We start from the raw sequence: 13,057 nt of genomic DNA, 5'->3' as shown, positions 1-13,057 counted from the left end.
TTTTCTGGGTCAGTAAAGCGAAGTAAAACCGGTTGCCAGGGCCCACAGTAAGGTACTTACCGAAAGAAATTTGAGTTGAGGATCGAGTTGCTTACCGGAGTAACGATGCATTTTTAGCAGGTGGATGATGAAGAGCGGGACGACAATAAGATACCCCCAGTTTAGTAAATGAGTATAAGTCGTCAGGGTGTAAATGACCATACACAGAATTCCGCCGGCGATGAGAATCATATGGTAAGTTTTGGCTTTTTTTTCTCCGATAAGTACCGGTATCGTTCGTTTACCGCACTGTGCATCATTTTCGATGTCACGGGTGTTGTTGATATTTAAAACACCTGTCGTCAGGAACCCGATGGAGGTAGCCGGAAGTAATATATCCGGATTCAATTGATGGGTCATCAGGTAATAGGCTCCCAATGTGCTGACCCATCCGAAAAACAGAAAGACGAATATATCCCCCAATCCCCGGTAGCCATACGGATTTTTACCGATTGTATATTTTACGGCAGCTATGGCGGCTGCACCGCCGATGAATAGCATAAGAATACTTTTGTAGCTGAGTAATGAATGGAAAGCCGTAAGAATAAGGACGGTTCCGCTTAGTATTGCAAGTAAAATAAAGATAATAATCAACCGTTTAAAATCTTTGGTGGTGAGAATTCCGGATTGTAAGGCCCTGACAGGTCCCAGACGATTGGCATTGTCCGTACCTTTTTGCATATCTCCCAGTTCGTTGGCCAGGTTACTCAGGATCTGGAGGCACAGTGTTGTCAGGATGGCCAGGCAGAATACCGTTGGATTGAAATAACCGTCCGATTTTGCCAAAAGGGAACCGAGAATAATACCGGAGATTGACAACGGTAAGGTTCTTAGCCGGAAACTGCTGATGTAATATTTTATTTTTTTCATTGTGCAAAAATAACGAAATTACATACGAAAACGTGCCCTTCATGTATTTTTAATGAAAGGCACGCTGGGATGTATTGTGGATATTTTACCAGTCGATGTCGGTGCGGTTTACCGGCATGGTCATACAACGTGCGCCGCCTCCGCCGCGCGGCAGTTCCGAGCCGTCGATGGTAATGACATATCTGGGATAGTGTCCGAGATCGACGTGTCCGTCGATTACGTCATTGGCCTTGATAATTTCGAAACCGGCTGTGTTCATGGCTTCCATGGTATAGTTGTTACGGGCATATCCCAGGACTTGTCCCGGTCCGACACAGAAGAAATTAGCACCGCTGTGCCATTGTTCTCTTTCCTGATTCCATTCGTCGGTACCGCCGCAGAATACAGGTTCCAGGTCCATACCGAGTTTTTTCAAGGCACTGAGAAGATTCTTCTCTGTACGTATACCCAACAACTTTCCGTTTTGTATTTTTATATGTACGGTCTGGTAATTTCCCGGATTCATAATCAAGGGTTCGAATACCATACATTTATCGCGATCCAGAAGGGTGAAAACCATATCCAGGTGAATAAAGGATTCCGGCGTATGTGGTAATTGCTGTACAATGATGTGCTGTATTTTTTCGGTCTTCCGTTTGATGAATTCGTACATCAGCAGATCGATAGCCTGTGTACTGGTACGGGCTCCGTTGCCGATGACCAGGATATCTTCCCGGGCTACCAAAACGTCGCCGCCTTCTACAGTCCGGATACGATTTGCCGATCCGGGAATAGGAGGAATGGTCAATGTCGATGTTTTAAATTCCGGGGTGAAATCAAATATTGAACGCATGATTACCGATTCCCGGTCCCGGATAGCGTTGGCCATACGGCCGATCAATACCTCGTTGTTGACACTCATGGAAGCATCCCGGGTAAAGAGTAAATTATGCATCGGACGTAATGCAAACCAATCTTTGCTTAAATATTTGGTCAGATTATCCTTTACCATTTCCACGCCTTCGATGAGCAGACGGGAGAGGCTTTCTGCATTTTCTTCCATCAATTGTTCTTTCAGGCTGCCTTTGGGGGCTTGTTCTCCGATGAAAGGCTCTATTTTTTCGATGCGCTCCAGTACTTCCGCTTTGATTTTTTCATCTTTCAGTATATTGCATAAAAGGTCTTTTACCTCGAAAGTACGGGTCAGTTTCGATAAAACACCTTTGATTTGCTTGTATTCATCCCGGGCAATCGAAAGATTGATAATATCGCTGTAAAGCGCTCTTTCGGCATTTTCCGGAGTCATGTTCTCAACTTCTTCACCGGGCGTATGAATGATCACACCGTTTAATTTCCCGATTTCCGATTTGACATTTACTTCTATAATATCTTTCATAAATTTATTTTGAATTACTACTGTAAATCGTTTAGACAAAAGTAGATTATAATTCATTAATAACCTTATAATTACATCTTATAATTATGCAAATGGCGGAAATAATTATGCACTTAAACGGAAGAATTTTATATTTGATTTGAACGAATTTCAGGAATTGACTTTTAAATGTTAAATTCGCGGCTGAATGAGATAAACTAAAATATATTTATAACGTTATATTATTATCATGCGAAAAAATTTTTATATGGCAGCACTACTATTGATAAGTATGTCTTGTACACAAAAGGAGACGAATCCGTTGTTGAAGGATTTTACTACTCCTCATCATACGCCTCCTTTTGATTTGATTAAGACGGGTGATTATATTCCGGCTTTCGACGTATCGATTGAGGCGGCAAAAAAGGAAATAGAACAAATAGCGTCTTCTGCGGAAGCTCCTGATTTTCAAAATACAATTGTGGCTCTGGATGCCGCAGGAGAAAAATTGGGAAGGGTTTCTGCTATTTTTTTCAATCTCAATTCTGCCAATACAAATGATGAGATGCAGAAGATAGCCCAGGAAGTTTCACCTAAGCTGACGGAATTCAGCAATAGTATTTATATGAATCCGCAACTTTTCGAACGGGTGAAACAGGTTTATGAGAATAAAGCAAATTTAAATCTGAATCCGGAACAGACGACTTTGCTGGAGGATACCTGGAAGTCATTCATCAACGGAGGCGCTAATCTGGAAGGAGAAGCCAAAGAGCGTTTTAAAGCGATTTCAATGGAACTTTCCGGTTTGGGACTGAAATTTGAAGAAAATCTTTTGGCCGAGACCAATGATTTTGAGTTACTGGTAACGGACGAAAAAGATCTGGCCGGGTTGCCTGAAAGTGTAAAGGAAGCTGCTGTTGCCGCAGCCAAGGAAAAGGGAAAAGAAGGTTGGCTGTTTACCTTGCATGCTCCCAGTTACGGTCCTTTCCTCAAATATGCCGATAACCGGGATTTGCGGGAAAAAATGTACCGGGCTTATAATTCCCGTTGTAACCGGGCCAATGATCGTAACAATGGAGAGATTATCCGTCAGATTACCGCTTTACAACTTGAAAAAGCGAAGATTATGGGGTATCCGACCTATGCCGATTATGCCTTGACTAACCGGATGGCTTCTTCTCCTGCTGAAGTAAATACATTTTTACAGCAACTTTTAGAGGCTTCTCATTCCCAGGCTTTGAAAGAGAAGAAAGAGGTGGAGGAATTTGCCCGTAAAAACGGTTTTACCGGGAAATTACAACGTTGGGATTGGGCTTATTATTCCAATAAATTGAAACAGGAGAAATATGCGCTCGATGACGAGATGTTAAAGCCGTATTTTAAACTGGAGAATGTTCAGAGAGGCGTTTTCGATTTGGCAAATACGCTTTACGGCCTGACATTTAAGGAGGTAAATAATATTCCTAAATATCATGAAGATGTGCAGACTTTTGAAGTGTATGATCGTGACGGTTCGTTTTTATCTGTACTGTATACTGATTTTTTCCCTCGTGCCAGCAAAAGTGGCGGGGCATGGATGACGGAATTTTTGTCACAGCACGTCCGGGATGGAAAGGATGTACGTCCACAGGTTTCGTTGGTTATGAATTTCAGTAAACCTACGGCGAATAAACCTTCATTGCTGACTTTTGACGAGGTAACGACTTTATTGCATGAGTTCGGACATTCTTTGCATGGTATGTTGTCCCGCAATACCTATAACGGAACCGGCGGAACCAATGTTTACCGGGATTTTGTGGAACTTCCTTCTCAAATTATGGAAAACTGGGCTTTGGAAAAAGAATGGTTGGATAAATGGGCGGTACATTATGAGACGGGTGAAAAAATTCCGCAGGAATACATTGAAAAGATCCGCAAATCAGCCAATTTCCTGAGCGGATATTTGAGTGACCGTCAATTGAGCTTCGGTATGGTAGATATGGCATGGCATACAATTACGGCCCCTGTAACTGATTCTATCGTGGATTTCGAGAGAAAGGCCATGCAGCCGACAGAAATTTTCCCGGATGTGGAAGGAACTTGTTTTTCAACGGCTTTCGGGCATATTTTCGGAGGTGGATATGCTGCCGGATATTATAGTTATAAATGGGCTGAGGTATTGGATGCAGATGCTTTTTCGGTATTTAAGAAAAACGGTATTTTCGATGCCGCAACGGCGGAGGCATTCCGTAAGAATATTCTGGAGAAAGGGGGATCTGAGCATCCTATGACGCTTTATGTACGTTTCCGCGGTCAAAAGCCGACGGTAGATGCTTTGCTTGAAAGAAGCGGTTTGAAATAAAACACAGGACTTTGTTATGTCTGAACGAGGGCGTCAATCACATGACACCCTCGTTTTATTTGTTTTCGGCCAAAGGTGAAGCTTTCTAAGTTACCTGATGATGATTCGTTTTAAAAGATTGTCGTTTTTTATAAGGATGAAAGCTTGTCCATTTAAATGTTCGTATAAAGTTACTTTATCGTTGTGAAAGGTGATTTTTGAAATAAAAAAATTTTCTCCGTTTTTTTTGATGGGTTTTTTATCAATGAGTTGTACTTTTCCTTTTAGATAGCCATATTCTCTTGCATTATAGCCTTCGATTTCTATTTGAACGGGCATATCATTTTTTATCAGGCTTATATATCTGTAAGGAATATAAAGAGTGGATTCCCATGTTGTATCGGATTTTTTTATAAAATTTTCCGCTTTGACATTTACACTTTCAGGATAAGGAACAAACCAGGCAACAGCCATTATTCCGCATATCAGAATTGTTATTACGGTTATTCCACTCCGGATGATAAAAGGGGGAATCTTACTAATGACATTCCTTACTTTCTCGCTTCTGAGTCCTATATTATCATGTTCTTCCATGTTTTAATTTCCTTTGCTTAGTTTCCTAATTCCAATTGGTTTTTAACGAGATTATAATACGCACCTTTATTTTGGATAAGAGAAATATGATTACCTGTTTCTACGATTTTGCCATTATCGATTACGATAATTTGATCGGCATTTTTGACTGTACTGAGTCTGTGAGCTACAACTATTACGGTTTTACCTTTGTAAAATTCATTCAGATTTTCAACAATTACCTTTTCATTATTTGCATCCAATGCATTTGTAGCTTCATCCAGAAATATATATTCCGGATTTTTATAGACGGCTCTTGCAATAAGAATTCTTTGTTTCTGGCCCTGACTAAGTCCGATACCGTCGCGTCCGATGACCGTATTAAATTTCAACGGCAGGTTCATGACATAGTCCTTGATATTTGCTATTTCAGCCGCTTTTAATAATTTTTCTTTATCTATGTCAGAATCATCCACTGCAATATTTCTTGCAATAGACTCAGAAAAAATAATTCCGTCTTGCATTACCACTCCGCATTTTCGTCTCCATGATTTCAGGTTACATTCATTGATGTTGGTTTGTCCGATCGTAATACAACCTTTTTGAACTTTATAATAACCGAGTAATAATTTAATCATTGTTGTTTTTCCGCTTCCGCTGGTTCCGACTATGGCCGTGACTTTTCCTTTCGGGATGGAAACGTGAATATTGTCGAGTATTTTTTTCGATTTGTGTGGATCATACTTAAAATCAACTTTGTGGAAATAGAGATTCTGGTCGGTATTATTAAAATGCTGTATATGATTTGCATTTGTATCCTCATTTTCCATTTGATGAATTTCATTGATTCTTTCCAGGCTGATTTTTACATCCTGAATGGAATATAAAAATTGCATTAATTGCTCGACGGGTGAATTCAGTTGGCCTATGATATATTGAACAGCTAACATCATACCTAATGTCATTTGCCCTTTAATAACAGCTGTTGCTGCAAGTACGGTAATGACTATATTTTTGATTTCATTAATAAAGATACTGCCGGCTTCCTGTGTTTGTTGGAGTTTTATTAACTTCATGTTGACCTGAAAAAGTTCAGCCTGTACATCTTCCCATTCCCAACGGCGTCGTTGTTCGCAATCTTGTAATTTGATTTCCTGCATGGAGGTGATAAATTCATAGGTTCTGTTATTATTCGTTGCTTGTTTTTCGAAGAATAAATAATCGAGTCGTTTCCTTTTTTTCAGAAAAGCTGCGATCCACAATCCGTAAATAATACTTCCTGCAAGAAAAACTAAAAAAATAACTTTGTTGTAACAGAGTAAGACAATGCCGAAAATGATAAAACCGAGTAAGGAAAACATCACATTTAATATCTGATTTGTAAGGAATTTCTCCACTCGGTTATGATCATTCATACGCTGCATAAGATCACCCATCAGTTTCGTGTCGAAAAAGGACATCGGAAGTTTGAGTAATTTAATAAAAAAATCTGAGACGAGTGATATATTGATTCTCATACTGATATGCAAAAGAATCCATCGACGGATGAAGTCCACAAATGTTCTGCTGAAGATTAACATTAATTGTGCAAGAAGTATAAGATAAATGAAGCTGATATTTTGATGAATAATGCCGACATCTACAATTGCTTGAGTCAGAAAAGGGAAGGCCAACTGTAAAAGACTCCCGATCAATAAGCCGAGGATAATTTGTCCGAAATATTTACGATATTGTTTAATATATCCAAAAAGGAATTTAAATGAACGTTTTTTCGTCCTGTCTTCATTTTTATATTCATAAAAGACAGGGGTTGTTTGCATAAGTATAGCGATACCTATTTCTTCGCCGGATAGTTTGGTACTAAGCCAATGCGAACAAAATTCTTTAAGCGAATATTTTATTAACCCCTGAGCGGGATCGGCAATATAGAACCATTTTTTCTTTTTTATTTTGTATAGTACGACGAAATGGTTTTGATTCCAGTGTAAGATGCATGGAAGAGAAATTTCTGTAAGTTGTTCGACCTTAAATTTTCCACAAAGCGTATGAAGGCCTATCTTTTCCGCAGCTTCACTAATACCGAGAATAGATACGCCCTCATTGGTTGCAAAACAAATCCCGGAAAGTCTGTCAGAAGAAAATTCCTTACCAAAATATTTACAGACCATTCGTAGACAAGTTATGCCGCACTGCATGGCATCATGCTGTTTGTAGAAAGGAAATTCAGCCATAAATAGATTATTTACAAACCAACTTACTTCAGACCGGATCAGCTGTATTCACTGCACAAAGCTTTTAAACGGGATTGAATTTGCTGTTTTTTATCTTCCAAAGGAATATTTAACGGGCATCCGGATATATGCCTGGATTCGATTTTCTTTTGAGAACATATCGTACAAATAGGAAGTATGGGGCAGTTTTTACAATCGGCATTAAATCTGCTATTGATACGTTTTTTGTAATTATCAGTAAAACAAATGGTGCCGTTTGCTGTTAAAACGCCATCCCTTAACTCACTTTTAAAGTCTCTTGCCGTACATTTAAAAATGTCGCCATTGTAATTTACGACAACAGTATTGTCATAATCAGCATAACAGTAAGTAGAAATTGTACCTTTTCCTATCAGGTTACAATGAAATTCTTTTTCCTTTATGAGTTGTTTTATACGTTCTGTTTTGTCTCTCAGTGTTTCCGAATAGGAGGTTTGCCATATCTTTTGTAAAGAAACCGTAATTTGTTTTTTGTAGTCAGAAGCCAGTCTGTCTATATCAAGAATCAGTTCTTCAAAAGAATCGATATTGGTTAAATTGTAATTACAACGGATATTGATTTTAAATCCTTTTTTCAGCGCATTCAATACGTTGGTCAGTATTTTGTCATACGTTCCTTGTGCATTGCGCGTTTTTTTCACCTCGTTATGTTTTATTTTGCCTCCGTCAAATGGAATCTGAAAAGAAATGTCCTGGGTAACTGCCGATAATGCTTCGATTATCGAAGTATTGAGTAAAACTGCATTTGAGGTAAAATGAACTCTGAACTTTTTGTTGTGCAAATCGCAAATTTCTTTTATTTTATATATCAAAGGCAATGCGATTTTTTGAGCCCTGAGTAAAGGCTCTCCTCCAAAGAAGGATAAATCCATGACTTCGACTTTGGGATCGCTTAATTTTTTGCTTACGAGTTTAAGGACAGCATTTTTTGTTTCGTCATTCATATAGCTGTCAGCAATATGGGATTCATAACAATACCAACATCTCAGATTACAGTTTAGTGTCGGATTAATGATCAGTTTAAATGTGGTTGAAGCATTTAGTTTGTCGGTAATCTTTTTCATGACAAAATCTTTCTCGTCGATATTGTCATCGATAATAAATCCTTTATTACTCAATTCCCGGTATAAGTCAGGATGAATAGCCGCAAGTTTATCTATGTGGTGAATATTTTTATCGACTATGTCCAAAAGTTCTTTACACAAAAAGATGATCGAATCGTCTACATAATTATACAATATATATGTATGATCGTCTTTTTGACTTATAAAATTATAACGACTCCAGTTCATAATTGAATAATTTTAGTAGAGGAGTTATAAGCTCCTCTACGTAAGTTAAACTTCGGTTTTACGGTTTTTTAATTTCTTCCGTCGGTTTGGTTTCTTGTGAGGTACAATTTGAGCAACCACAGTTGTCGTTAAACCATCCATCCGAACTTGAGCAATTGCCATTACTAATTGCAGTTGATTCGTCAGTTCTGGATACACTTGTAAAACCACCTTTTAATTGTTCTTTTTCATCTTTTGTTAAAGGCGCAATAATTAAAGCTTTCTTTTCCATATCGCACATTATTTGTTTATTGTCTACTCTTTTATGGATTTTCGACTTCCTCCTTTATTTAGTATCTTCTATTTTTTCGTAACTCTGAATACTTTCTGTCCGTTTGACATTCACTTTTTTACCTCCTTTGAAGAAATACGTAAGAGAGAATCTGATATATTCTTCTTTGGTGCTATTGATCGCACGCGATTCGTATTCCGGGGTGTCGGTCAGCAGTATCCGCCCTTTCCGGTATGGTTTGAAACGGAATTGTATTTCAAGTTTATTATCAAAGAATCTTTTGTATATATTTCCGCTGACGTCACACACCTGCTTATAAATTCTGTCCATATAGTGATAATCGGGTTCATAAAAGCAATTGATACCTGCTCCGAATGAAGGCGTGAATTCAAAGGTATTATTCAATGCGAAATAGTATTTGTCCTGATTATGGACTGAAAAAGTAGCCGATTCGGCAGAATGTAAAACAAGTCTGGCTATTGCTTTGATTTTCCACCATTTGAAAAGTTGAAAACGTCCTTCTAAGCCAAATAGTTTCAAAGATTGATGGTCTCCGTTCCGGGGTATGCTATAGCTAACATTGGGGCTATCGGGATCGACTTCCGTTGCATAATAAATCTGATCTTTATAATAGATATAACCGCCCATCAGAGAAATTTTATTGAATAATACCATCATTCCCATTACCTGATGGCTGGTTGGTGAAATCAGATCCGGATTTCCCCTTGTATAAAAATTGGGGGATTCATAAAGTTTATAAGGACTTATTAAGCTATAGGGGATATCATCCATCATTCGTTTATATTGTAAATTAATAAGATGTCCTTTTTTCCCGTTTAGCATATACATCAGACTTGCGGAAGGGAAAACTCCCCAATTGCTGTTTTGGGTAGAAGTACCGGTTTCTTCTGCCACATATTTCATTTTATTTTGTTGTACCCTCAAGCCTACTTCATATTGCAGTGCTTTTTTCCGCCCTGAAAAACTGCTGAATATGGCAGGTACATAACCATACATTGTAGAGTGTTCGTTTTGGTCGGTATGTATATGATCCGTTAAATGTAATTTTGTCCGGATGTATTGGTAGTCGACTCCTGCAATGAGTTTTGAGTTTTTATTAAAAGGCAGGACAAATGCCGGCTTAATACGAAACATGTCTGTATTTTGCCGGGAGCGGCTGTCTCCGTCTGTTACTATTGTCGGCTCGGTCAGTTGGGATGTCAGTGTCTGACGCTCGTTATTCCGTAGATAATCGGCTGTCAGTGAAAAAGCAGTTCCTTTTTTGCCGATGGTCCAGTTGTAATTGAATGTACCCTGATACATATTATATCGGTAAGGGGAACGGGTTACGGAATGTTGTTCAGCGATTTGTTCGTTTTCTGTAATCTTTGTGTCTGAAATGCGGGTCGGATTTTCATTATTATTCGCATAAAAGAACGATATACCCAAGGTATGATTCGCCTTTATATCATAAGTCAGGCTTAACCGGTCATAGAAATATTTATACCAGTTCCTGTATTTCTCTTTCGAAGAGATAAGGGATTCGCTTTCTTTGAACCAACGGTTGTTTTCGGTATCTCCTATAGCCTGATTATGGCGGAACGATATCACATTGTAAACGTTTAATTTTTTATACTGATAGCTGAATACGTTTGAAATATTTTCGCCCGTATGTCCGTATTCCGGCATTTCCTGAATCTCTGCAAATAAATTTCCCGAATATCCCCCTTCATTTTCTTTTTTTAGTTTAATACGGATAATTCCCCCCTGTGCACTGGCCATTTCATCACTACCGGCCATATAATTGACTTCTACCGATTCGAGGTAGTCAGCGGGTATGGCCTGTAATTCCTGTTCATTTTTTATTTTTACTCCATTCAGGTAGATGGCACTTGCCGATTGGAATAAAATTTTCAAAGAGCCGTCTTCGCTTGTTATACCCGGTAATTGTGTCAATAACTCATCTGTTTTTTTCCCCTTGACAGAACGGTCGTTTTTTAAGTTTACAACATAGCCATTGGGGTTTCTTTTTATTCTTTCAGCCCTGATTACGACATCATTCAACATAAATGCCTGTGGTTTCAGAGTAATAACACGGTTTGATTCAGCCGGTATTATTTTCGTGGTATAACCGATAAGGGTGATCCGGAGGCAGGCGTCGGCCGTTATTTTCTCTTTTATATAAAAATGTCCGTTCACATCACTCACTGTTCCTGTGATAAAAGTGGAATCCGGTAAACTTAAAAGGACGATATTGGCAAACTCAAGAGGATTGTTATGCTCGTCTACAATTTTACCTGTTATTTGCTGTGCAAATAGGATGTTTGAGCTGATCATGATCAAGAAAAGTAATCCTGTGGCTTTCATCGTAATGTGTTTTAAAGGGTTCCTGTATGCAAAGTTCTAAATACTGTTGACTTGTGAATTACACAAAAGTGTAAAACGGTATGTTGTTCTGTGATTTCTACACTTTTGTGTAGTCGGTTAAGCCGTTTCTAATTGCACATTGTGTGAAATATTAAGATTACATAATAGATGACGGTGAGAATTGTAAAATTTACTCAGACCAAACTTTGTAGCATATAGCGGGATCGTTTCAGAACCCAGGTAAATGACGCCCGGCCCCAGGGTGTGAGTTTGAATGCCTAATAATTGCAGTATGCGTAATAGCTTACTATCTGTCTCTGCGATCATACAACCGTGGGTATCACAAATGATCTGGTGTACGGCACATATCATGAGTTGTTTGAATAATAGGATGGAAGACCTGCTATTCAGCGAATCTATTGCAAATCGTCCGATATGCCAGAATGATTTTGCTTCACTACAAGGAATGTATTTTTGTAGATTTATATTAAATATTTTATGAATGGGGAGGCGGGTTATTTTATCCCATTTCATTACCCGGATACACCCGATCAGTTTGCCTCGGTGATTTTCAGCAATGAATAGATAAGCAACGGAGGAAAATTGTAATTCTTCTTTATATACCTTCAATATATCCTCTTCTGTATTTTTCGAACAAACATCATTTGTATGATGTTTATAATTTTCAAGAACGACAAATTTGGCAATAGCATACAAATAGTTTTTATCGACTTGATAAATGTTGTAATCACCGTTTGTAATAATTAATTGTTTCATATCATTTTTATTTTGATATGTCAAAATTATTTTTCGGTGAATAAAGCATGTTACACAAAAGTGTATTTGAGAAGATGTGAACGGCATTTCTACACTTTTGTGTATTAATTGTTTGTAGATTTTACATAAATAATATATATTTACAATTGATAAATATTTAAATATATTCAATGACGATAGAAGATTATTTTACAGCCACGAATCTTATACATAATATATCCGAGGAGGAATATGAACGTGTAAAATCATTATCAAAAGTATTTGATGCGATATCCCGGACAACCTATCAGAGTCTTTATATTATCGATTATTATAAAAAGAATTTTTTGTATGTTTCCGATAATCCGTTGTTTTTATGTGGCCATACTTCGGAAGAAGTCCGGGATATGGGCTATTTGTTTTACATACAACATGTTCCGGAAAAAGAACAATCCATGCTGATGGAGCTGAATAAAGCAGGGTTCAATTTTTTTGATAAGCTGGATTTAGAAGAGAGGTTGTCTTATAGCATATCTTATGATTTTCATATTATTTCCGGACGAAAAGCAACATTGATCAATCATAAACTGACTCCTGTTATTTTAACGGATGACGGGAAAATATGGTTGGCGGCTTGTTTTGTATCCTTATCGGCACATGAATCTCCCGGTCATATAGAGATACGTAAACAAGGACAAACCGAGTTTTGGGAATATTCTTTAGAGGGACATCGCTGGAATATAAATGAGGGATTGGAACTGTCCGACAGGGAAAAGGATATACTTTCCCTATCTGCAAGGGGGTATACCATGAATGAGATTTCTGATAAACTATGTATTGCCATAGATACGGTTAAATTCTATAAAAGAAGACTTTTTGAAAGACTAAATGTAAAAAATATAACCGAGGCATTGTCTTTTGCAACCAATTATAAACTGCTGTAAT

Annotated in this window: 10 protein-coding genes; 2 read left to right on the top strand and 8 right to left on the bottom strand. The window is 38.0% G+C overall.

Going from position 1 to position 13,057, the window contains the following annotated elements:
• Window positions 1-9: 9 nt before the first annotated feature.
• Window positions 10-909, bottom strand: a complete 900-nt coding sequence (gene menA, locus BN8908_RS08100; RefSeq protein WP_068689980.1) for a 1,4-dihydroxy-2-naphthoate octaprenyltransferase — start codon at window positions 907-909, stop codon at window positions 10-12.
• An 85-nt stretch (window positions 910-994) separates the two neighbouring features.
• Window positions 995-2,284 (bottom strand): arginine deiminase, encoded by a 1,290-nt coding sequence (locus BN8908_RS08095; protein ID WP_068689978.1) that lies wholly within the window; start codon window positions 2,282-2,284, stop codon window positions 995-997.
• Window positions 2,285-2,531: 247 nt separating this feature from the next.
• Here BN8908_RS08095 and BN8908_RS08090 point away from each other — a divergent pair, with 247 nt between their 5' ends.
• Complete coding sequence (locus BN8908_RS08090) at window positions 2,532-4,604, top strand: M3 family metallopeptidase (protein ID WP_235837422.1); 2,073 nt, start codon at window positions 2,532-2,534, stop codon at window positions 4,602-4,604.
• 90 nt (window positions 4,605-4,694) lie between these two features.
• Here BN8908_RS08090 and BN8908_RS08085 read toward each other — a convergent pair whose 3' ends face one another.
• The 6 genes from BN8908_RS08085 to BN8908_RS18790 all read right to left on the bottom strand — a co-directional run bounded on the left by BN8908_RS08085 (window position 4,695) and on the right by BN8908_RS18790 (window position 12,133).
• Window positions 4,695-5,057: a hypothetical protein gene (locus BN8908_RS08085; protein ID WP_222860028.1), complete on the bottom strand. Its 363-nt coding sequence runs from the start codon at window positions 5,055-5,057 to the stop codon at window positions 4,695-4,697.
• Window positions 5,058-5,194: 137 nt separating this feature from the next.
• Complete coding sequence (locus BN8908_RS08080) at window positions 5,195-7,387, bottom strand: peptidase domain-containing ABC transporter (RefSeq protein WP_068689974.1); 2,193 nt, start codon at window positions 7,385-7,387, stop codon at window positions 5,195-5,197.
• A 38-nt stretch (window positions 7,388-7,425) separates the two neighbouring features.
• Entirely contained in the window at window positions 7,426-8,718 is a 1,293-nt protein-coding gene (locus BN8908_RS08075; protein WP_068689972.1) for a radical SAM protein, read from the bottom strand.
• 58 nt (window positions 8,719-8,776) lie between these two features.
• Window positions 8,777-8,989, bottom strand: a complete 213-nt coding sequence (locus tag BN8908_RS08070) for a hypothetical protein (protein WP_147379541.1) — start codon at window positions 8,987-8,989, stop codon at window positions 8,777-8,779.
• A 54-nt stretch (window positions 8,990-9,043) separates the two neighbouring features.
• Window positions 9,044-11,356, bottom strand: a complete 2,313-nt coding sequence (locus BN8908_RS08065) for a TonB-dependent receptor (RefSeq protein WP_068689970.1) — start codon at window positions 11,354-11,356, stop codon at window positions 9,044-9,046.
• A 117-nt stretch (window positions 11,357-11,473) separates the two neighbouring features.
• Complete coding sequence (locus BN8908_RS18790) at window positions 11,474-12,133, bottom strand: hypothetical protein (protein WP_068689968.1); 660 nt, start codon at window positions 12,131-12,133, stop codon at window positions 11,474-11,476.
• A 170-nt stretch (window positions 12,134-12,303) separates the two neighbouring features.
• Here BN8908_RS18790 and BN8908_RS08055 point away from each other — a divergent pair, with 170 nt between their 5' ends.
• Window positions 12,304-13,056, top strand: coding sequence for a helix-turn-helix domain-containing protein (locus BN8908_RS08055; RefSeq protein ID WP_021988414.1), 753 nt, complete (start codon window positions 12,304-12,306; stop codon window positions 13,054-13,056).
• The last annotated feature ends 1 nt before the right edge of the window (window position 13,057 follow it).

It is taken from the genome of Culturomica massiliensis (assembly GCF_900091655.1).
Classification (GTDB): Bacteria; Bacteroidota; Bacteroidia; order Bacteroidales; family Marinifilaceae; genus Culturomica; species Culturomica massiliensis.
Note: the sequence above shows the minus strand (reverse complement) of the source record. Positions and strands in the feature narration are given on the sequence as shown.

Excerpts from the sequence above, each read along its gene's own strand:
- menA (WP_068689980.1), bottom strand. The coding sequence starts at position 909 with ATGAAAAAAATAAAATATTACATCAGCAGTTTCCGGCTAAGAACCTTA.
- BN8908_RS08095 (WP_068689978.1), bottom strand. The coding sequence starts at position 2,284 with ATGAAAGATATTATAGAAGTAAATGTCAAATCGGAAATCGGGAAATTA.
- BN8908_RS08090 (WP_235837422.1), top strand. The coding sequence starts at position 2,532 with ATGGCAGCACTACTATTGATAAGTATGTCTTGTACACAAAAGGAGACG.
- BN8908_RS08085 (WP_222860028.1), bottom strand. The coding sequence starts at position 5,057 with ATGGCTGTTGCCTGGTTTGTTCCTTATCCTGAAAGTGTAAATGTCAAA.
- BN8908_RS08080 (WP_068689974.1), bottom strand. The coding sequence starts at position 7,387 with ATGGCTGAATTTCCTTTCTACAAACAGCATGATGCCATGCAGTGCGGC.
- BN8908_RS08075 (WP_068689972.1), bottom strand. The coding sequence starts at position 8,718 with ATGAACTGGAGTCGTTATAATTTTATAAGTCAAAAAGACGATCATACA.
- BN8908_RS08070 (WP_147379541.1), bottom strand. The coding sequence starts at position 8,989 with ATGGAAAAGAAAGCTTTAATTATTGCGCCTTTAACAAAAGATGAAAAA.
- BN8908_RS08065 (WP_068689970.1), bottom strand. The coding sequence starts at position 11,356 with ATGAAAGCCACAGGATTACTTTTCTTGATCATGATCAGCTCAAACATC.
- BN8908_RS18790 (WP_068689968.1), bottom strand. The coding sequence starts at position 12,133 with ATGAAACAATTAATTATTACAAACGGTGATTACAACATTTATCAAGTC.
- BN8908_RS08055 (WP_021988414.1), top strand. The coding sequence starts at position 12,304 with ATGACGATAGAAGATTATTTTACAGCCACGAATCTTATACATAATATA.